Origin of the sequence: Saccharibacillus sp. O23, from assembly GCF_002205895.1 — a bacterium.
Classification (GTDB): Bacteria; Bacillota; Bacilli; order Paenibacillales; family Paenibacillaceae; genus Saccharibacillus.
The window spans coordinates 61,920-85,749 of the sequence record NZ_NJDE01000025.1 but is presented as its reverse complement, the minus strand read 5'-3'; the positions used below and the strand labels follow the sequence as shown (position 1 = coordinate 85,749).

22 protein-coding genes are annotated in these 23,830 nt (G+C 56.3%); 16 read left to right on the top strand and 6 right to left on the bottom strand.

What is annotated here, in order from left to right; all coding sequences use genetic code 11:
• Positions 1-96 precede the first annotated feature (96 nt).
• Both CDO73_RS23015 and CDO73_RS23010 read right to left on the bottom strand, forming a co-directional pair.
• Positions 97-1,860 (bottom strand): sensor histidine kinase, encoded by a 1,764-nt coding sequence (locus CDO73_RS23015; RefSeq protein ID WP_088490865.1) that lies wholly within the window; start codon positions 1,858-1,860, stop codon positions 97-99.
• Complete coding sequence (locus tag CDO73_RS23010) at positions 1,857-2,585, bottom strand: response regulator transcription factor (RefSeq protein WP_088490864.1); 729 nt, start codon at positions 2,583-2,585, stop codon at positions 1,857-1,859. The genes CDO73_RS23015 and CDO73_RS23010 overlap by 4 nt, the downstream gene beginning before the upstream one ends.
• Before the next feature lie 183 nt (positions 2,586-2,768).
• Between CDO73_RS23010 and CDO73_RS23005 the strand changes: the two genes are divergently transcribed.
• The gene (locus CDO73_RS23005) at positions 2,769-4,010 is read left to right on the top strand and encodes a DUF418 domain-containing protein (RefSeq protein ID WP_088490863.1); all 1,242 of its coding nucleotides are present in this window, start codon (positions 2,769-2,771) and stop codon (positions 4,008-4,010) included.
• A gap of 81 nt (positions 4,011-4,091) precedes the next feature.
• Here CDO73_RS23005 and fsa read toward each other — a convergent pair whose 3' ends face one another.
• Positions 4,092-4,775: a fructose-6-phosphate aldolase gene (gene fsa, locus CDO73_RS23000; RefSeq protein WP_088490862.1), complete on the bottom strand. Its 684-nt coding sequence runs from the start codon at positions 4,773-4,775 to the stop codon at positions 4,092-4,094.
• A gap of 392 nt (positions 4,776-5,167) precedes the next feature.
• Here fsa and CDO73_RS22995 point away from each other — a divergent pair, with 392 nt between their 5' ends.
• The 8 genes from CDO73_RS22995 (at position 5,168) to CDO73_RS22960 (ending at position 11,455) form a co-directional block, all read left to right on the top strand.
• Positions 5,168-5,986, top strand: coding sequence for a DsbA family protein (locus CDO73_RS22995; RefSeq protein WP_179218808.1), 819 nt, complete (start codon positions 5,168-5,170; stop codon positions 5,984-5,986).
• Between the two features lie 184 nt (positions 5,987-6,170).
• On the top strand, positions 6,171-6,518 hold the full coding sequence (locus tag CDO73_RS22990; RefSeq protein WP_179218807.1) for a DUF2500 domain-containing protein: 348 nt from the start codon (positions 6,171-6,173) through the stop codon (positions 6,516-6,518).
• 55 nt (positions 6,519-6,573) lie between these two features.
• Positions 6,574-7,137 (top strand): O-acetyl-ADP-ribose deacetylase, encoded by a 564-nt coding sequence (locus tag CDO73_RS22985; protein ID WP_088490859.1) that lies wholly within the window; start codon positions 6,574-6,576, stop codon positions 7,135-7,137.
• Between the two features lie 28 nt (positions 7,138-7,165).
• Positions 7,166-8,134, top strand: a complete 969-nt coding sequence (locus CDO73_RS22980) for an acetylxylan esterase (protein ID WP_088490858.1) — start codon at positions 7,166-7,168, stop codon at positions 8,132-8,134.
• Between the two features lie 234 nt (positions 8,135-8,368).
• On the top strand, positions 8,369-9,223 hold the full coding sequence (locus CDO73_RS22975) for a VOC family protein (RefSeq protein WP_088490857.1): 855 nt from the start codon (positions 8,369-8,371) through the stop codon (positions 9,221-9,223).
• 142 nt (positions 9,224-9,365) lie between these two features.
• A complete protein-coding gene (locus CDO73_RS22970; protein WP_088490856.1) occupies positions 9,366-9,956 on the top strand; it encodes a phage holin family protein in 591 nt (196 codons plus the stop codon).
• 54 nt (positions 9,957-10,010) lie between these two features.
• Positions 10,011-10,724, top strand: a complete 714-nt coding sequence (locus tag CDO73_RS22965) for a uracil-DNA glycosylase (RefSeq protein ID WP_088490855.1) — start codon at positions 10,011-10,013, stop codon at positions 10,722-10,724.
• Positions 10,721-11,455, top strand: a complete 735-nt coding sequence (locus CDO73_RS22960) for a YjjG family noncanonical pyrimidine nucleotidase (protein ID WP_088490854.1) — start codon at positions 10,721-10,723, stop codon at positions 11,453-11,455. The genes CDO73_RS22965 and CDO73_RS22960 overlap by 4 nt, the downstream gene beginning before the upstream one ends.
• A 96-nt stretch (positions 11,456-11,551) precedes the next feature.
• On the opposite strand, the gene CDO73_RS22955 is transcribed toward CDO73_RS22960, so the two are convergent.
• Positions 11,552-12,379 (bottom strand): GNAT family N-acetyltransferase, encoded by an 828-nt coding sequence (locus CDO73_RS22955; RefSeq protein ID WP_088490853.1) that lies wholly within the window; start codon positions 12,377-12,379, stop codon positions 11,552-11,554.
• A gap of 246 nt (positions 12,380-12,625) precedes the next feature.
• On the opposite strand from CDO73_RS22955, the gene fumC reads away from it, so the two are divergent.
• The 6 genes from fumC (at position 12,626) to CDO73_RS22925 (ending at position 18,983) form a co-directional block, all read left to right on the top strand.
• Positions 12,626-14,005: a class II fumarate hydratase gene (gene fumC, locus CDO73_RS22950; RefSeq protein ID WP_088490852.1), complete on the top strand. Its 1,380-nt coding sequence runs from the start codon at positions 12,626-12,628 to the stop codon at positions 14,003-14,005.
• 125 nt (positions 14,006-14,130) lie between these two features.
• Complete coding sequence (locus tag CDO73_RS22945; RefSeq protein ID WP_179218806.1) at positions 14,131-14,547, top strand: RrF2 family transcriptional regulator; 417 nt, start codon at positions 14,131-14,133, stop codon at positions 14,545-14,547.
• Between the two features lie 82 nt (positions 14,548-14,629).
• Positions 14,630-15,490 (top strand): aldo/keto reductase, encoded by an 861-nt coding sequence (locus tag CDO73_RS22940; RefSeq protein ID WP_088490850.1) that lies wholly within the window; start codon positions 14,630-14,632, stop codon positions 15,488-15,490.
• A gap of 119 nt (positions 15,491-15,609) precedes the next feature.
• Entirely contained in the window at positions 15,610-16,167 is a 558-nt protein-coding gene (locus CDO73_RS22935; protein WP_088491034.1) for a YfiT family bacillithiol transferase, read from the top strand.
• Between the two features lie 198 nt (positions 16,168-16,365).
• Complete coding sequence (gene bglS, locus CDO73_RS22930; RefSeq protein WP_088490849.1) at positions 16,366-17,079, top strand: beta-glucanase; 714 nt, start codon at positions 16,366-16,368, stop codon at positions 17,077-17,079.
• Between the two features lie 266 nt (positions 17,080-17,345).
• A complete protein-coding gene (locus CDO73_RS22925; RefSeq protein WP_256972835.1) occupies positions 17,346-18,983 on the top strand; it encodes an extracellular solute-binding protein in 1,638 nt (545 codons plus the stop codon).
• Between the two features lie 377 nt (positions 18,984-19,360).
• Here the strand turns inward: CDO73_RS22925 and CDO73_RS22920 are convergent, their stop codons facing one another.
• Positions 19,361-21,001 carry a response regulator gene (locus CDO73_RS22920; RefSeq protein WP_088490847.1) on the bottom strand — a complete coding sequence of 547 codons (1,641 nt, stop codon included), beginning with the start codon at positions 20,999-21,001 and terminating at the stop codon, positions 19,361-19,363.
• A gap of 8 nt (positions 21,002-21,009) precedes the next feature.
• Positions 21,010-22,719, bottom strand: a complete 1,710-nt coding sequence (locus CDO73_RS22915) for a sensor histidine kinase (protein WP_088490846.1) — start codon at positions 22,717-22,719, stop codon at positions 21,010-21,012.
• Between the two features lie 211 nt (positions 22,720-22,930).
• On the opposite strand from CDO73_RS22915, the gene CDO73_RS22910 reads away from it, so the two are divergent.
• Positions 22,931-23,815 carry an ABC transporter permease gene (locus CDO73_RS22910; protein ID WP_256972834.1) on the top strand — a complete coding sequence of 295 codons (885 nt, stop codon included), beginning with the start codon at positions 22,931-22,933 and terminating at the stop codon, positions 23,813-23,815.
• Positions 23,816-23,830 lie beyond the last annotated feature (15 nt).

The window sequence follows — 23,830 nt, the reverse complement described above, 5'->3', positions numbered from 1 at the left end:
GTAAGCGGTGTCAAATCTTGGGCGGCCGAAAAAAGCTCGAGCGTTCCGCTTCGGGCACGGGAACGGAAACCGCGCAAAGCGTTCCGCCGCTTTCTGTCACAAAGCGGGGAACTTCAACGCGATCACCGTTCCGTTTCCCGGACTCGATCGTACGGCGATCGTTCCGAGATGCGCCGTAACGACCGCGTGCGCGATGCTCATGCCGAGCCCGGAACCGTCGACGTTCTCGTCGGTGCTGGTGCCGCGGTAATAACGGTCGAACAAACGGGCTTGGGTCTGTTCGTCCATGCCTACGCCGTCGTCGCGCACGGTCACTACGGCGCTGCCTTCTTCGCGCCGCACCTCGATCGAGATAGCGGTACCCGCTCCGTTATGTTTCACCGCGTTGGAGATCAGATTGTCCAGCAGCCGCTGGAACCATTTGGCGTTCGCCATGATCCGGATCGGCGCGCCGTTCTCTTCGAATTCGAACGAGACGTCGGACCAAGCGGGATCGTTGACGTAGCGAAGTACGGCCCGCCGCACGAATTCGTTAAGTTCCATCGGTTCGAGCCGTTCGCCGGGCGTATGGTTTTTGAGTTCGAACGTCAGCGAGAAGTCCTGCAGCAGTTCCAGCATATAGCTGCTTTTCTCGCGGATCGTCGCACCCATCTCCAGAAGTTCCTGCTCGCTCCAGCGGAACTGCCCGCTTTCAAGCAGATGCCCGTAACCTTGAACGGCCGAAAGCGGCGTACGCAGATCGTGAGAAATGCCGGCCATCCACTCTTCGCGCGAACGCTCCAGCCGAAGACGTTCGTTCCGGGCTTCGGCCAGCCGATCCGCCATATCCGAAAATCCGTCGATCACCTCGCGGTACAATTTGTAGCGGGCGCGAAAACGTCCGTTTTTGCGGAAAATCCGCCGCTGTTCTTTCTCGGTGAAGACCTGCTCGTATTCGCCGCGGCCCATTCGTTCGAAGCCTCGGATAAACAGCAGCAGCGGGCCGCCGTAGCGGTAGCCGTGCCAAGCCGCGAGGCCTAACGCCAGCAGCAGGATAACCGCGCCTACGACGGCGGACACGAGGATCACGGTCCGAAGAAGAGGCTGTTCGGGCTGCGCGGCATCGGTACGGGGCGTTTCGAGCAGCCAAGTGTACCCGGTCGTTTCGTCGTAGAAAGAAGAATATTTGATCTTCGACTTGGCCGGTTCGAAACGGTTGGCGACCAGATCCAGCGCTCCGTAATTCTGAACGCCGCCGTCTGTTCCCGCGCTCTGAACGATCCGACCGTTCGAATCCAAAACGCGCAGCGAACCTTGTCTCTGTCGGACTTCGGCGTCCAGCGCGCGCAAGCCGTCCGGAGTCCGGATCTTTCCTTCGTCCGCATATTGCCCGAACCATCGTTCCAGCACTTTGCGGTTCTGATCGAGCCGTCCGAGCAGATAGAGACTGCTTACGCCGTCGAATTCTTCGTACAGCGTCGCTACGTCGTATTCGTCCCATTGTCCCGTGCTGTCGATCCGCAGCAGGTCGACCGCCGAATAACGACCGGGCACTTCATTGGGCGCGTTAGCCGAATAGACGACGCTGCCTTGCCGGTTTACGATTTGCAGCCAATATCCCATATCTTTCAGTTGGTCTTTCCATGTATCCGGCAGGTCCGCGCCGTCCGGATCGATGACCGCTTCCAACGACAAAGAACTGAGTACTTCGTCCGGAAGATCGCTTCGGATCTGATCTCTGGCCGTAAAATAAAACAAGGCGAACACCGACACGAATACCGTGATCAGCACGGATACCCAGATCGCGAAAAATTGGGCCGTAAAATGCAGGCCGAGCCTTCCGGCGATCCGTCGGGTTTTGGCTTCGGGAGGATGCTTCATGAACGGTTCACCCGTACCAGCTTATAGCCGAGCCCGCGAATCGTCAGCAGGTAGCGCGGATTGCTCGGGTCGGGTTCGATCCTTTCCCGGATCTTGCGGATATGGACCATGACGGTGTTGTCGTCGCTCATCCCGTCGAATCCCCATACCTCTTCGTAGAGCTGCGATTTGGAGAAGACGATATCGGGATTGCGGCATAAAAACAGCAGCAGTTGATACGCCTGAGCGGGGCAGGGCACGGGGGTTCCCTCCACGCTTAACTCGCCTGCGCGTTCGTCCAGCACGAAGCCGCCGAAATCGTAACGGCGCCGGGCATCGGAGAAAGCGGGAGCGGCGGGCGAAGCGATCGGCTCGGCGCCGTCCCTGCGCAGTCTGGCTTTGATCCGCGCCGCGATCTCCAGCGGATTGAACGGCTTGGTGACGTAATCGTCGCCGCCGACGGCAAATCCGGTCAGACGGTCGAGATCGGTCGTGCGCGCCGTCAAATAAATCAGATGAGCGTCGGATAACGCGCGGATTTGCGGGCCTAATTCGAAGCCTGTCCGGTCGGGCAGCATCACGTCCAGCAGAATGACGTCCGCTCCGTTGGCGCGCAGCAGTTCCATCCCTTCCGCGGCGGTGCCTGCCGAATACAGATGTTGAAAACCTTCTTTGCGCAGCGCGATCTCGATCATCTGCACGATGGCTTTTTCGTCGTCGACGATCAGAATTCGGGTGGGGTACATCTCGGGTTCCTCCTTGCAAATAGGGATAAGTCGGCTTTAGCGGTTTCCGACAGTGTACCAGACAAACCTTAACACGCGTTAAACGGAAAAATCTCTTTTCCCGGAGAGTTAAGCGAATGTTAAGGCGGCGTTTAGCGGTTCTTCAAAGCGGAGCGTTAAGCTGAACGCAGAGGTGATTGAGGAATGAATACCAACAAAAGAGTAACCCTGATCGACGCGTTAAGGGGATTCAGCTTATCGGGAATCATCGTGGCGAACATGCTGATTTTCCAATACGGAAGCTTCGGAGAAAACCATCCCGAATGGTTCGGCATCTCGGGAGCGGATCTTGCGTTTCATTCGTTTCTGTTTATCGCGGTAGTCGGAAGCTTTATGCCCATCTTCGCGTTCATGTTCGGATTCGGCATGGCGAAATCGGCGGACAGTCTCCGAGCGCGCGAACTGAGACCCAAATGGCATCTGGCCCGCCGCTTTCTGCTGCTGTTTATTTTGGGGATGCTGCATGCGACGTTTTTATGGGAAGGCGACATTCTGACTTTTTACGGAATGACCGGATTTTTCCTGCTGCTGTTCCTGAACCGCAAACCGAAAACGCAGTTGGTCTGGGCCGTCGTGCTGATGATCGCGACCGGCGCTCTCGGCTTCGTGCCGGACGAACCGGGCGTGCCCGCATTCGGCGAATCGGAACATACGAAAGCTTACGTGATGCAGAGCCGGGATGTCTACGGCAGCGGCACTTATGCCGAGATCAAAGACTTCCGCAACAACGCCGACCCGTTCGACGAAGGAGAAGGTTGGTTGTTGGCGCTCGGAGGCCTGCTTGCGCCGCTGCTGATCGCGCCTATGTTCCTGCTCGGCATGAGAGCCGCCAGAACGGGAACGTTCGACGATCCTCGGGCTTCCCGCAGGCTGTATATGCGCAGGGCCGCGGTCTTGATTCCCGTAGGTTTGCTGACCAAAACATTCAGCGTATTGGCTCCTCAGATGGGCGCGGCGCATATCCCCGGAGCGGCACTCGGCTCGACGATCGGCGGTTCGCTGCTGGCTTTGGGTTACATCTACGCGTTCGCGCTGGCCTATCCGCGGATTCGCGATTTTTCGCTCACGGCAAGGTTCGAAGCGGTCGGCAAACTGTCGCTGACGAACTATTTGATGCAGACCGTAATCTGTACGACGATCTTCTACGGATACGGCTTGGGATTGTTCGGCCGGGCGGGCGTATTCGTCGGCACGGCGATCGTGCTGGCCGTCTACGCGGTTCAACTCTGGCTCAGCCCGCTGTATCTCAAGAAGTTCCGCACGGGCCCCGTGGAGAAGCTGCTGCGGATCTGGACGTACTGGAGTTGGACAGGGCAGCCTCGCAAAAAGCGCAAGCTCCCGGCCGCGCAATCCGAAGAAACGCGCGTTTCCCGACAAACTTCGTAAGCCGGGCATCGCCGACGGCAAAAAAAAGGTCCTCCCCGCAAAGGGAGGACCGTTCGGCGTTCGGATTTCCGCGCGTCGGTTTTAAGATTTGGTATCCGCTTTTTCTTTGACGGCTTCGGCGGCTTTCGGTACCGTTTCCCAGTCTTTGAGGAACTGGTCGATGCCTTTGTCCGTCAGCGGATGCGCCCACAGCTTCGGCAGGATCGAACCCGGGATGGTCGCGATATGCGCGCCGGCGAGCGCCGCCTGCTGCACATGGCCGATATTGCGGATGCTGGCCGCGATGATCTCGGCTTTGAGACCGTACGTATCGAGAATCTGACGCAGATCGGAGATCAGCTCCATGCCGTCCAAGCCGATGTCGTCGAGACGGCCGATGAACGGGCTGATATACGTCGCGCCCGCTTTGGCGGCCATCAGGCCTTGCGCCGCGGAGAAGATCAGCGTCACGTTGGTTCGGATGCCTTTTTGGCTCAACTGGTTGCAGGCATACAGGCCTTCTTCCGTCATCGGAAGCTTAATGACGACGTTAGGCGCCCACTGCGCGATCTCCAGCGCTTCGGCGATCATGTCGTCGCCTTTGAGCGAGACCACTTCGGCGCTCACGGGACCGGGAACGATTGCCGTGATTTCCTTGATCACGTCCTGAAATTGGCGACCTTCTTTCGCGATCAGCGAAGGGTTTGTCGTCACGCCGTCTACCAAGCCCAAACGAACGATCCGCTTGATTTCATCCAGATTACCGGTGTCCAAGAAAAATTTCACGTCAATTCCTCCTTGTATCGATTAGGCCGTGTACGCAAACTTAACGACGTGCATCTTTAGCCGCCTTTTCGCCCTCCACGGCGTCAGTGCCCCTTGACGTGCCCCGGCACGCCTTCGGAACCCTTCCTTGTTGAGAACGAAAATTCGTCTAAATCTGCTTCCTTCGAAGTTTGCGTACACGCCCTAGGAAATTACGCGTATAAGCGCAAAATCCCCGCATCTATTATTTTCCCCCGCCGGAATGCGTTTGACACATTTTTTTGCCGGACATGCTTGCAAGCTTGAATCATGGCCTCGAAACTCGATATAATCAAAAGCAGTCGGGTCTGTCCGCCAGCGGCCGAACGCGGTCGGGGTGCAGACAGGCAAACTTAAGGATAAGGGGAAAAAGAATGAGCAAAAACAAAAAGCCGGCGCCGAAAAACGGCAAGCCGCAGCAGTCCGTCAAAAAAAATACGGGAGGCGCGCCGAAACCGCAAAATCCGAGTTCGGCGGCTTCGCAGTGGACTTCGGGCTCCAAACGCAACAAAAACAATCTGGGCGCCATCGCGCTCGGGTTCGTCGGTCTGATCGTGGTGCTGGCGGTATTGATCTTCGTGCTGACCAAAGTCGGCGAGAAACAAGCGACGCCTGCCGCTTCCGCGCAGCCGCTGGTGCTGACGAGCTACGATTCGTCGAAACAGCCGACGCTGGGCAAAGCCGATTCGGACATCAAGATCGTCGAGTTCGGCGATTTCAAATGCCCGGATTGCAAAATCTGGTCGGAAACGGTGCTGCCGGAACTTCAGACGAAATATCTGGACACGAACGAAGCTTCGTTCCAATTCGCGGATTATCCGTTCCTCGCCGACGACTCCAAACTGCTGGCGTTGGGCGGACAAGCGCTGTACGAACAAAATCCCGAGTATTTCTGGCCTTATTACAAAGCCGTTTACGCCAAACAGGATACCAATAAGGTCCGCGAAAGCTGGATCACGGAAGACTATATCGTGAATCTGGTCAAAGAAAGCGTGCCGGACGCCGATATCGAGAAGTTTACCAAAGATCTCAAAGACAAAACGTATCAAGCTGCCGTGGACGCCGACGTCAAAGCGGGCGACGACAGCAAGATCACGGGTACGCCAACGATCTTCGTCAACGACAAGAAAGTCGACAACCCGACGCTGGCCAACGTGGAAGCGGCGATCGAAGCGGCCAAGACCGTAAACTGATCGGCTTTCCGGCTTGCCTATTTTCTGAACGAACCCTTCGTGGACGCCTGTCTGCCGAAGGGTTTTGTTCGTTCGCGGCCGATTTCGATTCGAAACTTTATACGATCCGGCGCGTTAATGGGATGTGAAAACATAAAAAGGAGAGAATCGAATGGATGTAGGCAGTTTTTTTGGAGGCGACCCTTTGTGGTTTACGATTCCGTTTTTTCTAATCATTCTGCTGATTTTTGCCGTCGTTATTTTCGTGATCGTCTGGGCCATCGTCAAATCGGCTAGGGAGAAAAGAAACAATGAAGCGGCAGGGCACTCCGCGACAGCGGCGCGAGTATTCGGCAAACGCGAAGAAATGCGCGGAGGCGGCGAAACCCGTATTCGGACGACTTATTATCTGACTTTCGAACTGGAAGGCGGAGAACGCAAAGAATTCGAAGTGCCGAGCGAGCTGTACGGTTTGACGGCGGAAGGCGATACCGGAACGCTGCGTTTCATGGGAACGAAATTCGAAGGATTCGACCGACATCGTAACCTGTGATTTTCGGGTAAAAAGAAAGCGTAGCGAATACGGCGAAGCCGAGGAGGACAAACAGATGGAACGAACCGTGAACGGAACGACGATCAAAATCGTGCGCGGCGACATCACGAAATACGAGACGGACGCGATCGTGAACGCGGCCAATTCTTCGCTGCTCGGCGGAGGCGGCGTGGACGGCGCGATCCATCGCGCGGGCGGCCCCGAGATTTTGGCGGAATGCCGCAAGATCCGCGATCGGCAGGGCGGATGCGACACGGGCGATGCCGTGGTCACGACGGCGGGCAAGCTTCCGGCGAAGTTCGTCGTGCATACGGTAGGTCCGGTGTATCGCGGCGGACAGAGCGGAGAACGCGAGCTGCTCGAGAGCTGTTACGTTCGCTCGATGCAGGAAGCGCGGACGGCTGGAGCGCGCCGGATCGCTTTTCCCAATATCTCGACCGGCATCTACGGGTATCCGAAAGAGGAAGCGGCCGAGGTTGCGTGGCAAGCCGTGTCGGAATTTCTTCGAGGACAAACGGACGATTCCGTCGAAACGTTTCTGGAAGAAATCGCTTTCGTCTGCTACGATGAAGAGAACGAACGTCTTTATCGGGCCCTGATGCAGCAGGAAATCGAGTAAGGCGAAACAAAGGAGAACAAGAGCAGCCATGACCAATGCAATCGAGGCGCGAATTCAAGATCTGGAACGGTATAACCCGTCCCAGACGGCGGAAGCCGATCTGGACGAATTCTGGGCGCGAACGTTGGACGAGTACGCGGGCCGGCCGTTAAACGGGCGGCGCGAAGCCGTCGGCACGCCGATGAGCGGCATGAACGTCTACTTGACGACCTACGAAGGAGCGGACGATACGCCGCTGCATGCTTGGTATTTGACGCCGAAAACGGAAGCGGGACAAGACGCCAAATTTCCGTGCATCGTCCATTATCACGGCTATACGGGCAGCAAAGGGATGCCGGAACATTTCGCCCATTATATTCTGATGGGATTCGCCGTGCTGTCCGTCGACGTGCGCGGTCAAGGCGGCGACACCGGCAACCGGCTGGAGCAGAACTACGGCGCGGTCCGAGGCTGGTTGACGCCCGGCATTCTGGACGCGGAGACGGCCTATTACCGCGCGATCACGGTCGACGCGATCCGCGCGGCCGAATGGGCGGCGGCGCAGCCGGAGACCGATCAAGATCGCGTGCTCGTGATCGGCGGCAGTCAAGGCGGCGGACTGGCGATGATCGTCGCCGCGCTCAGCAGCGTACCCAAAGCTTCGGTCGCGCATATTCCGAATATGTGCCATATGGACTTCGGCATCTTGAATTCCAACAGTTCGCTGTCCGAAGCCGCCGATTTCGTCAGCCGCCATCCCGAACATTTGGGCGCCGTGCTGAAGACGCTCAGCTACTTCGACAATCTGAATCTCGCGCCGCGCATCAAGATTCCGATCATGGTCTCCTGCGGGCTCAAAGATCCTTGCTGCATGCCGGAGACGGTCTATGCGGCGTACAACCGGATCGCTTCGGAAAAAGAGATGCAAGTCTATCCGTTCGACGGACACTGGGTCTCCGACGGGCAGAACCGCAAAGCGATGGAATTCCTCGCGCGTCATGCGGGTCTTCGGTTTTGACCGAATGGCGCTTGGCGCTGCATAAACCGGCATCTTCGCGATAGCCGGATCTCGAATCGATCAAGAAGCTCTCGAATTCGCTTGGTTAAAGCGGTTCGCGGGCTTTTTTTATGCGCTAATTTTCTTTTAATCACATACTTTACTTTTCTCACAAGCTATATTATTATGTATTCATAAAGAACATTACTCAAACTAAACAAATGACGATATAACTAAAAACGGGAGGCAATATACATGACCGCTTATCGTATTCATCCTGAAGCCCATATGGGCCGCGTACAATTGAAAGTCAGCCAATTGGAACGCTCGATCGCTTTTTATACGGAAATCATCGGACTCGAACTGCTGTCGCAAAGCGAAGGCCGCGCGGAATTCGGCGTCGAAGGCAGCGGCGTGCTGCTCGGCATCGAAGAAACCCCGAACGCGCGCATCCTGCGTCCGCAGAGCGTGACGGGACTGTACCACTTCGCGATCCTGCTGCCGAGCCGCGAAGCGCTGGGTACGACGCTGCTGCACTTGGCCCGTACGGGAATGGAGATCGGACAAGGGGATCATCTGGTCAGCGAAGCTTTCTACATGAACGATCCGGACGGCAACGGTATCGAGATCTATGCGGACCGTCCGCGTTCGCAGTGGCAGACGGACGCCAAAGGCGAATACGTGATGGCGACCGATCCGGTAGACGTCGATTCGCTGCTGAAGCTGGCGGGCGAGTGGAAAGGACTGCCTGCCGGCACGGTGATCGGACACGTCCATCTGCATGTCGGCAATCTGCCGGATGCCCGCAAGTTCTACGTGGACGGTCTCGGTTTCGACGTCGTGCTGCATTTCGGAAACGCCGCGCTGTTCGTCTCGGCCGGCGGCTATCATCACCATATGGGACTCAACACTTGGGCGGGCGTCGGCGCTCCCGCGGCTCCGGCCGATGCGGTCGGCTTGCAGTATTTCACGCTCGTTTATCCGAACGCGGAAGAACGGAGCAAAGCCGTCGCCGCGCTGCAAGAAGCGGGATTCGAAGTGTCCGAGACGCCGGAAGGTCCGTCGGCGCTCGATCCGTTCGGCAGCCGCGCCGTGTTGACCGTCGCTTAACGTTCGATATCTGCTGCGTAACCTAAGGCCTCTTCGCTTCGGCGAACGGGGCTTTTCGTTTTTTTCGGGCAAAAGTCTTTGACAACGAACAAGCGGTATGCGACCTTGTATACATGGAATTCAGCAAGCGGGAGGGATGACAATGAAAGTCATAGGCGTGATCTTGAACGTCGTAGCGGCTTTGTGGGCGGCATTCGGCGTGCTGCTCATGTTAATTCAGACCGACGGTTATACGATGGCGGAGAACGTGCTGTACGCGAGTATCGCATTCTACGTACCGGCCGCGATCGTGATCGCGGTCGGTTCGCTGCTGGTGCGCGCGGGCAACCGCAGAAAACGGCGCCAAGAATACGCCCGCTCCGATCGCGAATACGATCGCCGCTTCGGAGAAGGCGGGACGCATGATCCGGCATTCTCGGACTACAGAGACTCCGAACGTTACGGCGAGCCGGATCGGCGGCGGGATACCGGCTTTGCGCCGCCCGATCCGGGCCGGCGAACGAACGGCGAACCTTACGACTCTTACCGCGAACCTTACGATCCGCACCGCGACGCCGACGCCGGCCGTACGATCAGAGACGATTTCCGCGGTTCCGGCCGCTCGGAACCCGCGCGTCCGGCTTCGGGTGTGCTTACGGAAGCCGTCTGCCGATCGTGCGGATCGCGCAAAACGCTGCGCGCGGGCACTTCGGCGTCGTGCGATTATTGCGGCTCGGAGATTATCGCGGAGTAAGCCGGCCGCGCCGGCAATCGACGACAGATTTTTTCGGGAAAGGATACGAATGCGATGAAACCGATTTTCGACAACGATTGGGCGGATATCCTGCATCCCGAGATGCAGAAGCCTTATTACCAAGAACTGCGGAGCAAGCTGGCGGACGAATACCGTTCGCGCACCGTCTACCCGGACATGTATCGTATTTTCAGCGCGTTTCATCTGACCTCTTTCGCGGATACGCGGGTGGTCATTCTGGGGCAGGACCCGTATCACGGGCCTCGTCAGGCGCACGGCCTCAGCTTCTCGGTACAGCCCGGCATCAGCGTGCCGCCGTCGCTGGAAAATATCTATCGCGAACTGCAAGACGATCTGGGCTGCGCGCCGGTCCGGCACGGATTTCTGGAGCATTGGGCCAAGCAGGGCGTGCTGCTGCTCAACAATGTATTGACCGTGCGCCGGGGAGCGGCCGCTTCGCATCAAGGCATGGGTTGGGAGACGTTCACGGATGCGGCGATCGCCGCGATCAACGAACGGCAGACGCCGGCCGTGTTTATTTTATGGGGACGCAGCGCGCAGGAAAAAGGTTCGTTTATCGACGCGGAGCGGCACCTGATCATCAAATCGGCGCATCCGAGTCCGCGTTCGGCCGATCGCGGATTTTTCGGCAGCCGGCCGTTCTCGCGCACCAATGATTTTTTGCGATCGAAAGGTCTGCCCGAGATCGATTGGTGCCTGCCCGCCGTACCGGAAGTTTCGCAGGAAGAAGGGAAAACGACAACATGACCGCTTATCGCTATCTGTTATTCGATGCCGACGATACGCTGCTCGATTTTCGGCGCTGCGAACGCGAAGCGCTCGCGGGAGCGCTGAACGAAGCCGGCATCGACCTGGCTTACGACGACTGCTTGACCTGCTACTCGGCGATCAACCGCGCCCTCTGGCTGGACTACGAGCAGAACAAGATTACGCAAACCGAGCTGCGCGGCGAACGTTTCCGCCGCATGTTCGCGCAGCTCGGCATCGGGCAGGACCCGGAGGATTTCGGCGCGCTGTACCTTCGGCATTTCGCTGCCGGTTCTTTCCTGACGTCCGACGCTCTGGCGGTATGCGACGCGCTGAAGCCGCGTTTCGATCTGTCGATCATCACGAACGGCATTCGCGACGTGCAATATTCTCGGATCGGCGGTTCGGAGTTGAAAGACCATTTCGACCACATCATCGTGTCCGACGACGTCGGTTTCGCCAAACCCGCGCCGGAGATCTTCGATTACGCGCTGCGCCAGATCGGCTGCGAAGACAAATCTCAAGTGCTGATCGTCGGCGACTCGTTGTCTTCGGATATCCGCGGCGGATCGGCTTACGGAATCGATACCTGCTGGTACAATCCGGAGCATGCGGAGAACCGCAGCGGAGTCCGGCCGACTTACGAGATCGCGAGTCTGACCGAACTGCTGACGCTGCTCGCAGCGGAGGCGGCGGAAGGTCCGCGGGAGCTGAAGATTCGGCAGGACTGAGCCACGGATACGAAAAAGGAGCTTCCTTAGCGGAAGCTCCTTTTTTCGCAATAAGCGACCAGCGAATGCTCCGCGCAGGAGCCGCCGTTTCGTCGATCAGCGCACCCGGTAATGATGCCGGGCCACGATCTCGAAGCCGAGCTGCTCGTATAACGCGATAGCCGGGCGATTGTCTTGAAGCACCTGAAAATACAGCTCTTCCGCTCCGCGATCGGCGGCCCAACGAATCAGCTTGGTCATCATCGAAGCGGCCAATCCGCGTCTGCGGAACTGCGGCGCGACCATCAAGTTGCTGACGTAAGCATACCGGCCTTGAGCGACCGCGGTAGCGAGCGCAGCCGTCTCGCCCGCTATCGATATTCGGGCAAACGTATGCTGCGCCGCGATCCCGCCGAAGATCGCCGCGTAAGCCTCTCCTTGCTCGGCCGACATCTTTTTGAACGCAAGAAAATCTTGCATCCATGCCGCGTTGACCTGCCGGTCTTCGGCTTCCGGCAGATGGATCCGCATTTCGGCATTCGCGGCGTTCGTCGGCCTTTCGCTCATGAGCCGAAGCGCGAGTTCCGCCGATCCGGCCATCAGGTAGCAGGGTTCCGCCAGCCGATAGCCGGCGGCGTCCAACAAAGTATCCAATCCGTCCGGCGACGTCTCGCTGACGTAGAAGCAGGAAGAGATGCCGTGACGCGCGGCGAAAGCTTCGGCTCGTTCCAGCCAGTCGTTATCTTCGGCGCCGAGAACCGGGAAAGGAGCGGCCGTCCACACGCTGTTGCCGCGCCGGCTCACTCCCGCCGATGCCCGCAGCATCCAGCCGTCCAGAGGCTCCCGAACGACGGGCGGCCAAGCTTCGATCGTCAACTGTTCCAGCAGGCGAGCCTTCAGCAGCCGATCTTGATCGGAAGCCGAAGGTGCATGAATATCCGTCATCTGAAGCCCTCCCAACGAACGTTAATGTTCCCGATTATAGACCGTCTCGCCCGCCGAGACAACCGAATTCGCAATTTCCTTAAAAACTTTGGCTTCTGCCCTATCCTTTTGACTATTGAAAACGCTACAATTAGAATCAGAGTGTGAGACGACGCCGACAGCGTTCCGTCTGACCGACGCCATGCGAACGTTCGAAACGCGCGCGGCGTATTCATTTTGTGATCGCGACGAAGGAGGAGACGGATTTTGGATTACCGGATCGAAAAAGACACGCTAGGGGAAATGAAAGTGCCTGCCGACAAGATGTGGGGGGCGCAAACGCAGCGCAGCAAAGAAAACTTTCCGATCGGCCAGGAGAAAATGCCTTCCGAAGTCATTCGCGCCTTCGCCGTTCTGAAAAAATCGGCGGCGCTCGCCAATAAGGATCTGGGCAAATTGTCGGAACACCGCGCAGGAGCGATCGCTCAAGCGGCCGACGAGATTCTCGAAGGCCTGCTCGACGACCAGTTCCCGCTCGTGGTCTGGCAGACGGGGAGCGGCACGCAGTCCAACATGAACGTGAACGAAGTCATCGCGTACCGCGGCAACCAACTGCTCGAAGAGAAAGGCATCGAAGGCGAACGCCTGCATCCGAACGACCACGTGAACATGTCGCAGAGTTCGAACGACACGTTCCCGACCGCGCTGCACGTCGCCGGCGTTCTCGCCGTCGAAGAGAAGCTGCTGCCGGCGATCGCCGTGCTCAAAGCGACGTTCGACGAGAAAGTCGAAGCGTTCAAAGACGTGATCAAGATCGGCCGCACGCACCTGATGGACGCGACTCCGCTGACGCTCGGCCAAGAGATCAGCGGCTGGTCGGCGATGCTGGAGAAAAGCGGCAATATGATCAAAGAGAGCGTGCAGCATATGAAAGAGCTGGCGATCGGCGGCACGGCCGTCGGTACGGGCATCAACGCGCATCCGGAATTCGGCGACCGGGCGGCCGCTTATATCTCGCAGTTCACGGTGTCGAAGTTCACGTCCGCCAAAAACAAGTTCCATGCGCTGACCAGCCACGACGAGACGGTCTACACGCACGGCGCGATCAAAGGCTTGGCGGCCGATCTGATGAAGATCGCCAACGACGTGCGCTGGCTGGCGAGCGGTCCGCGCAGCGGCCTCGGCGAGATCCGGATTCCGGAGAACGAACCGGGCAGCTCGATCATGCCGGGCAAAGTCAATCCGACGCAGCCCGAAGCGATCACGATGGTCGTCGCGCAGGTGTTCGGCAACGATACGACGATCGGATTCGCCGCAAGTCAGGGCAACTTCGAACTGAACGTGTTCAAGCCGGTCTTGATCTACAATTTCCTGCAATCCGTCAATCTGTTGGCCGATTCGATCATCGCGTTCAACGACAAGTGCGCGGTGGGCATCGAAGCGAATCTCGACAAGATCGATCATAATCTGCGCAACTCGCTGATGCTCGTCACGTCGCTCAACCCGCATATCGGCTACGAGAACGCGGCGAAGATCGCCAAAAAAGCGCATGCCGAAGGCACGTCGCTCAAAGAAGCGGCGCTGGCGACCGGCCTGCTGACGGAAGAAGAATTCGACCGTTACGTCGATCCGACGAAAATGATCTAAAATATACGCAAATTCCAAAAGCGGACGTCCGGTTCGGTGCTATTTGCCGAGCCGGGCATTTTCAAGTTGCGAACTAAATATAATGGATATATAGTATAAGAAGAATGAAAAAGAGGATGAAGCAGATGGCCTATTCGACCGCATTATCGCAAGCGACCGCGATTTTGATCTATGTGCACGGGCTGGTCGCGGACGGCTGTTCCGATTATTTATCGACGCGCCTGATCTCCGAACAGCTCAATATTCCCGCGCCGACGACCGTCAAAGTGCTGCGAAGTCTGGCCGATGCCGGCTTGATTCGTACCAAAGAAGGCGCGAAAGGCGGCATTCTGCCCGCGAAGCCGCCGGAGCACACGACTTTGTTGGACGTATTCGACGCCGTGGAATCCGGCAAAGCGCTGTTCAAAGTGCATACCGACGTCGCTTTGAGCGGCGAAGCGACCGATACGGTAAAGCGCAAGCTGACGGAAAGTCTGGAGCAGGCGGAGACCGCGATGCGCGATTCGTTGGGAAAAGTAAAACTGAACGAGCTTCTGGGTTGAATGCCGGGAAGCCGTCCGGTTTTCTTTTTGGCTATAACTAAATAAAATTAATATCTATTTTAATTAGAATGGAGCGATCTTTATGAATTCGCCTTCGGTACAAGCGCGCAACGGCGTCGATATTCCGCTTCTCGGCTTCGGCGTGTACAAACTCGATCGGAAAGAGCAGCTCGCGCAAGCGGTAGACGAAGCGATCCGAACCGGATATCGGCATTTCGATACGGCGCGCATTTACGGAAACGAACGCGACCTCGGCGAAGCCGTTCGCCGCAGCGGGCTCGATCGCCGGGAGTTTTTTCTGACTTCGAAAATCTGGAACACGGATCTGGGGTACGTTTCGGCGAAAAAAGCGTTCGAGCGTACATTGAAGAAGCTGGGAACCGATTATCTCGATATGTATCTGATCCATTTCGCCGCTCCCGGATACCCGGAAGCATGGCGGGCCTTGGAAGAGCTGTACGAAGAAGGGAAGGTGCGGGTGATCGGCACGGCGAATTTCGGCCAAGCTCAGCTCGAACGCCTGATGGAAGGCGCGCGGGTCCTGCCGATGCTGAATCAGATCGAAACGCATCCCGAATACGCGCGCCAAGACATCCGTTCGTTCATGGACGCTCACGGTATTCTGCATGAGGCATGGGCACCGCTGGGACAAGGCAATCCGGAATTGCTCCGCCATCCGCGGCTTCGAAAGATCGCGGAGCAACACGGCAAAACGGTCGCGCAAATCATCCTCCGCTGGCATATGCAGCGCGGAACCGTCACGATTCCCAAATCCGCGAACCCGCGGCGCATTCGCGAAAACTTCGATATTTTCGGGTTCGCTCTCAACGAGTCGGATATGCGGACGATCGACGCGCTCGATCGCAACCGGAGATACGCTATCGATCCGAACGGATATATCGTCAATCCGCTGTATAACAAAGCGATGCGTTTATTCTTATGAAACTTGCGCAGCGGTTGCGCTCTTCGCCGCATCCGCATACAATCGAAGACAAGCAGCCGCTCGTTCGACGACCGAACGATTACGGCCCGAAGCTTCGCTATGCGAAAGGGGACCTATCCATGACCGAATCTATTCACGACGACAATGAACTCGAACGCCTGCGTTATCCGATCGGACGGCCCGCGGACGCGGCCGAATCGACTCCGGAGCAGCGCGAAGCCTGGATCGAAGAGATCCGCCGCCTGCCGGACCGGCTGGAAGCGGCGATCGAAGGCCTGAGCGAAGAGCAGTTGGACACGCCGTATCGCGACGGAGGCTGGACGGTCAGACAGGTCGTGCATCATCTGGCGGACAGCCATATGAACGCCTATATCCGTCTCAAGCTTACTCTGACCGAAGAAGGGCCTACGATCAAACCTTACGCCGAAGGCGATTGGGCGACAGAACCGGATGCTTCGGGGATGGCGGTAGGCGCTTCGTTGCTGATCCTGCGCGGACTCCATGCACGGTGGGCTTTCCTGTACGAATCGCTGACGCCCGAACAGTGGGAGCGGAAATTCTATCATCCCGAATCGGGCCAGTGGACGCGTCTGGATACGCAGGCTTCGCATTACGTGTGGCACGGACAGCATCATACGGCGCAGATCGCGACGCTGCGCGAGCGTTCCGGCTGGTAAACGGAAGACAAATGCAGCCGGAACGCAGCGGAGGCCTTTTCCCGGTATTTTTCGGGGAGAGGCTTTTTTGCGCATGTTCGAAAATGAATACGTTTCTTGCAACCTTGTTATGGTTCGCGGAACATACTCCTTATAATATGGAAACACAGCCTATGTAAGCGTTTTATTTTAGGTTGATATCCATTTCGGAGGTGCACGATGAAAAAGAAAACAGGATTGGCGTTCATGGCTTCGGCATGTCTTTCGTTATTGCTTTCGGTTAACGCGTTTGCCGGGTGGACATTCTGGGAACCGCTGACGTATCATAATCCGAGTACTTGGCAGAAAGCGGACGGTTATTCCAACGGTTCGATGTTCAACTGCACCTGGCGGGCGAACAATGTCAATTTCACGAACGACGGCAAGCTGCGGCTCAGTCTGACCAGCCCTTCGAACAACAAGTTCGACGGCGGCGAATACCGGTCGACGAACAAATACGGCTACGGCTTGTACGAAGTCAGCATGAAGCCGGCCAAAAACACGGGCATCGTGTCTTCGTTCTTCACCTATACCGGTCCTTCCGACGGCACCCAATGGGACGAGATCGATATCGAATTCTTGGGCAAAGACACCACCAAAGTCCAATTCAATTATTATACGAACGGCGTCGGCGGCCACGAGAAAATCGTCGATCTCGGCTTCGATGCTTCGCAAGGGTTCCATACTTACGCGTTCGATTGGCAGGCCGGGTCGATCAAATGGTACGTCGACGGCGTGCTCAAACATACGGCGACGAGCAATATTCCGAAAACGCCGGGCAAGATCATGATGAACATCTGGAACGGAATCGGAGTGGACTCTTGGCTCGGATCGTATAACGGCGCCAATCCGCTGCATGCCGAATACGATTGGGTGAAGTATACGAGCAATTAAGATAGGACGCGTTTCGGAAAAAGGAAAAGATCGGCGCGCGCGGCTCGTCTGCGTTTCGTTCTAGGCGGGCCGTTGCACAAATCCAACATCCGTATTCACTTTTTAATATCCTTTATTAGTATCATAAATGTTGCAATATTAGTATGGGCATACCCTCGGCTCATTCATTATGATGAACACGTAATCGATCACCGCACATAGACAGGGGGATACATAAGTTGAAAATCACCAAAACGAAAAAAGTCGGCGCGTTCGCGTTCGCCGGAATGTTCGCGCTTTCAGCGATCCTGAGCGGCTGTAACAGCGGAGCGACCAAAGAGGCCGCGCCGAGCACGCCGAGCGCCGCTCTGACCATGAAAGACGGGAAATACGATCCGCCCGTCACGATCAGCTACTTGCGTCCTTGGGGACCCGACGTCAAGTTCAAATCCGGCGAGGATCAAGACAACAACGTGCATACCAAATGGGCCAAAGACACGCTCGGCATCGATCTGAAGAACCAATGGATCTCGCCGTCGACCAACAACGCGTTCGAAACCAAACTGCGTTTGTCGCTCGCTTCGAACGCGGAAATGCCCGACATCATCTCGTACCGCGGCGAATTCAATCTGGTGCGCGAGCTGATCGAAACCGGAAAATTCGTGGATGCCGGCGAACTGTTCGACAAATACGCCAGCGATACGTGGAAAGCCGCGATGAACGAAGATCCTTCCGTCTGGTATCCGTACATGCAGGACGGCAAACGGATCGGCATTCCGATTCTCGATTATTCGTACAACGGCGATCCGGTGATGTGGATTCGCGAAGACTGGATGAAGAAGCTGAATCTGAAAGCGCCGGAAACGTTGGCCGATCTCGAAACGATCATGGACGCGTTCACGAACCAAGACCCGGACGGAAACGGCAAAAAAGACACGTACGGCTTGACGATCGGCTTCAAAAACTGGTTGAACACATGGATGTCCGACGCGGGCTGGATCTTCGGCGCGTACGGCACGATGCCGAACCAATGGAACCTGAACGCCGACGGCAAGCTGGAATACGGCTCCGTGAACCCGGGCACCAAGCAGGCGCTGGCTACGCTGCATGACTGGATGCAAAAAGGTTATATTCCGGAAGAAGCCGGCGTCTACGACGAGACCAAAGCGTCGGAAGAATTCACCGCGGGCAAAGCGGGAATCGTGGTCGGACCGCACTGGATGCCTTCTTGGCCGCTCGAAGACGTCAAGAAAAACGATCCGAAAGCGGAATACAAAGCGTATCCGATTCCGTCCGGACCGGACGGCAAAGCCGGAAGACACGGGACATCGAACGGCAACGGCGTCGTCCTGATCAACAAAGACATGAAGAACCCGGAAGCGTTCTTCACGTACCAGAACTACTTGTTCGACCATTACGCGAATCCGAAAGCGGGCGACGTGTTCGAGAACGGCTTCGCCGAAGGGTACGACTGGGCGATGAAAGACGGCAAACCGACGACCGACGCTAGCGCGACAGGCGGCTATGCGCCGGAGAAATATACCTTGACGTTCGACGGCGCCCGGATTCCGAGCTTGAGCATGGAGACCCTCGCCAAGCTGGCAAGCGGAGAAGAAGCGACGACGCCGTTCGAGAAAAAGATCAAATCCGGCGTGCCTCAGCCGATGATCGACGCGGCCAAAATCGTGTTGGATCAAAAAGACATCGCGATGAACCAAATGTTCACCGGCGCGCCGACCATGACGATGCAGATGAACAACGACATCTTGTCCAAAATGGAAAAAGACACGTTCTCGCAGATCATTTACGGCAAAGCCCCGGTCGACGCTTTCGATAAGTTCGTCGAAAACTGGAACGCCTCCGGCGGCGAACAGATCACCAAAGAAGTGAACGAATGGTATCAATCCGTAAGCGCTAAGAAATAAGCATTAAGAATCAAGCAACAAGCAGCAAGCTATGCTGGAATAGCCCCACGAACCCAAAACCCCAAAAAACCAAAAGCCTTGCCGGATATTTACCGGCAAGGCTTTTTGGGTCGAGAAACACCAACGTAACTGGAAGGGAGAAGACGGAGAGAAAATTCAGTGGAAGAGCTAAAGCATTTCGAAGAAATGCACTTCGGAAGCATATGCTCTAGATCGCCTTTGAAATCGGGAAGACACCTTTAAAAGTCTAATCATTCTTCCCGATTTCAACACGCGACTGGAACGAATTTTCTCGGAGTCGGCTCTCTTCCCTAGCCTACGTAACTTTCTCGACACCCAAGCCTTGCCGGTTGCTAATCCGGCAAAGCTTTTCCACGTCACACCGGCATATTCTCCCGATATTCCTGCGGCGTCACGTCATAGAACTTTTTGAACACCCGAATAAAATAAGCCGTATTGTTATAGCCGACCAGCTCCGCGATCTCGAACACCTTGGCGCCGGACGAACGCAGATAATAAGCGGCTTTCTCCATCCGAAGCCGATAGACGTAAGCCGTCAGCGCTTCGCCGGTCTCCGCTTTGTACACTTTGGACAAGTACACCGGATGCAGATGCACATGCTCCGCGATCGCCGGCAGCGACACGTCGGAAGCCAGATGCAGATCGACGAAACTTTTGACGCTGCGCACGATGACGCTGTGATTGTCTTTCAGCTCCTGCTCCGCGTCTTCGCCGATCGCCCGCAGCGTGCGCATCGACCAGTCTTTCAACTGCTGCGCCGTCGCATAGCCGGGAGCCTGAAAATATTTGTACGTTTCGGCGGGCAGGATCGAAGCGATCTGCTTGCCGTTTTTGTGAATGATATAAGCGAAAGCGCCCGCCAGCGCATGATAGACCTCGATCGTCGTTTCCGCGATATCGTGCTGCTGACCCGATTCGAGCAGTTCGTCGAAAATCATGTCGATCTTCTGCTCCACCTCGTCGAAACGGCCGGCTTCCAGCAGGCTGATCAGCGTAGGCGGTTTGTACAGAGAACGGATAGCGGGCAGAGGATGGACGTCTTTGTTGTCCGAAGCCGTCACGAACAGCCCTTGAGCGTGACCCATGCGTTTGCGCATCGAGCGGACGGCGCCTTCGTAGATCTCGCCGATCTCGTCCGGGAATTGTCCCCAATGCGACACCGAGATCGAGATCGCTCCTTTCAGATACGTTTGCACGTTCGTCTGAACTTGGGCCGCGTACTGCTCCAGCAGCGTTTGAGGATGCTCTTCTTTGCTTTTGCCCGCAGAGACGCCTTTTTTGACGCTGACCAGCACGACCAGATAATCGTGGACGTCCCGCGTATGCCAGATATGAAAATGATGCCGCATCACTTCGCTGACGATATTCGAGATCGCGTACTGCATCAGCGATTGATCGCGATCGGCCATCTCGGACAGATGTTCTTCCATGCGGATCACGAGCATGCCCATTTCTTCACCGACCGAATACGGCAGATTCAGCAGTTCCAGCTTGTCCGCGAGCGCCGAAGGCGAGTAAGTCTTGCCCGTCAGCAGTTCATGGAGCAGCGTGGATTGCAGCAAAGGCAGATTGTCGCGAAAAGCGTGCAAAGCGCGCTGATAAGAAGCGGCGGTTTCCCATTTCTGCTTGATCCGGTCGACCAGCCGCCGCACGGTCTCGATCAGGTCTTCGTCGCTGACCGGCTTCAGCAGATAATCGAAACTTTCTTGAGCCATCGCCTGCTTGGCGTATTCGAAATCCGCGAAGCCCGACAGCAGAATCGTCTGCACCTGCGGCCATTTCTCGCGGACCGCCGTGATCAGATCGATGCCGGACATCTCCGGCATGCGAATATCGGTCACGAGAATATCGATATCGTGATTCTCCATAATCTCCAGCGCGACTGCGCCGGACAACGCTTCGTGCACGGTGCCGATCCCGCAGCTTTCCCACGGAATCGTCTCCGCCAACGTTTCGACGACCGATCGTTCGTCGTCGACCAACAGAATTTGCAACATAAATTCACCTACAGATTGAGAGTATTGTGCCAAGCGATGCAGACTTGGACGCCGCCGCCCGGCGAATGCCGATAACGCAGCCCGGCTTCTTCGCCGTAGAGGAACGACAACCGCTGATGCACGTTCCACGTGCCGCAGCCCATATCGCCGTCGAGCGGTTTGCGAAGATTGCGCAGCAATTCCTGCATCTGAGATTCGGTCATGCCCCGCCCGCTGTCTTCGACCGTGATCGTACACATTCCGTCTTCCAGACGTCCGGTTACGGAGATATGTCCGTCTTCCGTGCGCGGTTCGATGCCGTGAATGATCGCGTTTTCGATAATCGGCTGAAGAGTCAGACGGGGAAGCGTATTCGACATCATTTCGTCCGGCACGTCGATCGTGAAATGCATGCGTTCCAGCCGGAGCGCTTGAATTTCGAGATAATTTTTGACCATCGTCAATTCTTCTTTGACGGTGGCCTGATCGTCTTCGGATCGGGTGATATAGCGGTAATATTCGCCCAGATTCAGCGCCATCGCCACGACGGCTTTTTCGTTTTTCATCCTCGCCATGTTTTTGATGAAAAAGAGGCAGTTGTACAGAAAATGCGGGTTGATCTGCGATTGCAGTTGTTTGAGCGTCGCTTCGCGCCGCCTTAACTGTTCTTCGTAGACGTTCTCGATCAATTGCTGAATCCGCTGCGCCATGACGTTGAACCGCTCGACCAACAGGCTGAATTCGTTGCGCGACGTCGGCCGCAGACGAACGGAGAAGTCCCCGACCGCCAAGCGGTTCGTGCCTTTGACCAGTTGGAGCAGAGGAAGCTGCACGCTGCGGTACAGCACGTAGAGCACGACGATGCACATCGCGATCAGCACGGCGATCGACGCGTAGAACAGATTCCGGCTGTTCGTGACCGGTCCCAGAATCTGCTGCATCGGGACGTAATCGACGTAATACCATCCGAGACTGCCCGAGCGAATATACGAGACGTAATATTCTTTGCCGTCAAGCGTCGTGGTAAATCCGCCTTTTTCGCCCAATCGCATGTCTTTCAGTTCGGATTGCACCACCGTCAACGCGTCGCTTCCGCTGCTGTTGCCGATCAAGCCGAGCTGCGGGTGGAACATGAACGGATCGCCTTTGTTGTTCAATTTGTTCTGATCCAGCATGTTCGTCAGGTGGCGCGCGGGAAAACTGATCTTGGTGATCAACCGCGACTTGGCCGGCGTGTCCATCGCCGTCGTCGGCTCGGTCGTGTACCACTCGAATCGGTTGCCTTGATAGACCCACGATTTTGATAGCGGTTTCGAAAATTCGCCGGTCTCGTACGGGATATAAGCATAATAATCCGTCGAAATGACTTTTTGCAACCTCGGGAAGTAGAGCGTGATCGTCGAATGCCACTTGCTGGCGGCGTTGTACAGATTCATTTTTTCCAGAATCGCGCTGCCGACTTTGACCCGTTCGTAAGGTTCGTTTTTGTAATCCGGACGCTGATATTCCTGAATGCTGGAGTCTTGGCCGATCGACATGCCGTACAGCGACAATTGGTAGATGTTGGACTCGACGGAATCGGCGAAGCTCGATAACCGGTTCGTGGTGTTGGTCTGGATCTCGTGTTCGATCACGCGCACGCTTTCCCGGTTCGAATACGTGTAGAGAAACAATACGAGGACAAGCAGCGATACGAACAGCAGCGTGATTTTGGTAAAGACGTTCAGACGAGCAAACAAAGCCCGACCTCCTCAACTCGTTAAGATATTGTTATGGTTGTTGCAATATTAGGATATAGATCGCGAACGGCCGTCGTTATAATTTTAATATACAAGTTCATAACTGCTTGTAAAATACAAATTTTGAATTATGGGGGATGTAGGGGTGAAAGAACAGACGTTGAGCGCGCCTCGCAAAGAGAGGGTCGTTAAAGCCAGACAGCGCTGGAATATGCGGCGGAACTGGTCTTTGCATATCATGCTGCTGCCGGCGGTTCTGCTGGCGATCGTGTTTCAGTACATACCGATGGGCGGAATCGTTATCGCTTTTCAAGACTTCAAACCTTACTTGGGTTTTACAGGCTCAAAATGGGTAGGTTGGGATAATTTCAAGTATTTATTTTTATATCCGGATGTCGGTCAAGTCATTTGGAACACGCTGCTGATCGCGTTCTTCAAGATCGTCGCCGGGTTGATCGCGCCGTTCTTGTTCGCGATTCTGCTGAACGAAGTCCGTTTGACCGCGTTCAAAAGAGTCAGCCAGACGTTGGTCTATCTGCCGCACTTTCTGTCGTGGGTCATCTTGGGCGGGATTCTGCTCGATATCCTCTCGCCGCAAGGGGGCATGGTCAATCAACTGATCGTCGCGCTGGGCGGCAAGCCGATCTTCTTCTTGGGCGACGGAACATGGTTCCGGGTTACGCTGATCGTCAGCGACGTGTGGAAAGAATTCGGCTTCGGCACGATCGTATTCTTGGCTTCGCTCTCCGGCATTAACCCGGCGCTGTACGAAGCGGCCGAAGTGGACGGAGCGAACCGCTTCAAGCAGACGCTGCATATCACGATTCCCGCGCTGATGCCGATCACGATCGTGCTGATGACGCTGTCGATCGGCAACATCCTGAACGCGGGCTTCGATCAGGTATTCAACCTGTACAATCCGCTCGTGTACGACAAAGGCGATATCATCGACACCTTCGTCTACCGTCTGGGCATCCTGAACGGCAAGATGAGTTTCGCGACGGCGGTCGGGCTGTTCAAATCGGTGGTCGCTACGATCCTGATCGTGATCTCGTACCGGATGGCTTACAAACTCGCGAATTACCGCGTGTTCTAGAGAGGAGCAAAAGGC

Bases quoted from the DNA above. Each gene is read 5' to 3' on its own strand.
- CDO73_RS22975 (WP_088490857.1), top strand. From the start codon at position 8,369: ATGACCGCTTATCGTATTCATCCTGAAGCCCATATGGGCCGCGTACAA.
- CDO73_RS22980 (WP_088490858.1), top strand. From the start codon at position 7,166: ATGACCAATGCAATCGAGGCGCGAATTCAAGATCTGGAACGGTATAAC.
- CDO73_RS22940 (WP_088490850.1), top strand. From the start codon at position 14,630: ATGAATTCGCCTTCGGTACAAGCGCGCAACGGCGTCGATATTCCGCTT.
- CDO73_RS22955 (WP_088490853.1), bottom strand. From the start codon at position 12,379: ATGACGGATATTCATGCACCTTCGGCTTCCGATCAAGATCGGCTGCTG.
- CDO73_RS22920 (WP_088490847.1), bottom strand. From the start codon at position 21,001: ATGTTGCAAATTCTGTTGGTCGACGACGAACGATCGGTCGTCGAAACG.
- CDO73_RS23015 (WP_088490865.1), bottom strand. From the start codon at position 1,860: ATGAAGCATCCTCCCGAAGCCAAAACCCGACGGATCGCCGGAAGGCTC.
- CDO73_RS22945 (WP_179218806.1), top strand. From the start codon at position 14,131: ATGGCCTATTCGACCGCATTATCGCAAGCGACCGCGATTTTGATCTAT.
- CDO73_RS22925 (WP_256972835.1), top strand. From the start codon at position 17,346: ATGTTCGCGCTTTCAGCGATCCTGAGCGGCTGTAACAGCGGAGCGACC.
- CDO73_RS22995 (WP_179218808.1), top strand. From the start codon at position 5,168: ATGAGCAAAAACAAAAAGCCGGCGCCGAAAAACGGCAAGCCGCAGCAG.
- CDO73_RS22960 (WP_088490854.1), top strand. From the start codon at position 10,721: ATGACCGCTTATCGCTATCTGTTATTCGATGCCGACGATACGCTGCTC.
- CDO73_RS23005 (WP_088490863.1), top strand. From the start codon at position 2,769: ATGAATACCAACAAAAGAGTAACCCTGATCGACGCGTTAAGGGGATTC.
- CDO73_RS22910 (WP_256972834.1), top strand. From the start codon at position 22,931: ATGCGGCGGAACTGGTCTTTGCATATCATGCTGCTGCCGGCGGTTCTG.
- CDO73_RS22970 (WP_088490856.1), top strand. From the start codon at position 9,366: ATGAAAGTCATAGGCGTGATCTTGAACGTCGTAGCGGCTTTGTGGGCG.
- CDO73_RS22965 (WP_088490855.1), top strand. From the start codon at position 10,011: ATGAAACCGATTTTCGACAACGATTGGGCGGATATCCTGCATCCCGAG.
- CDO73_RS22985 (WP_088490859.1), top strand. From the start codon at position 6,574: ATGGAACGAACCGTGAACGGAACGACGATCAAAATCGTGCGCGGCGAC.
- CDO73_RS23010 (WP_088490864.1), bottom strand. From the start codon at position 2,585: ATGTACCCCACCCGAATTCTGATCGTCGACGACGAAAAAGCCATCGTG.
- bglS (WP_088490849.1), top strand. From the start codon at position 16,366: ATGAAAAAGAAAACAGGATTGGCGTTCATGGCTTCGGCATGTCTTTCG.
- CDO73_RS22935 (WP_088491034.1), top strand. From the start codon at position 15,610: ATGACCGAATCTATTCACGACGACAATGAACTCGAACGCCTGCGTTAT.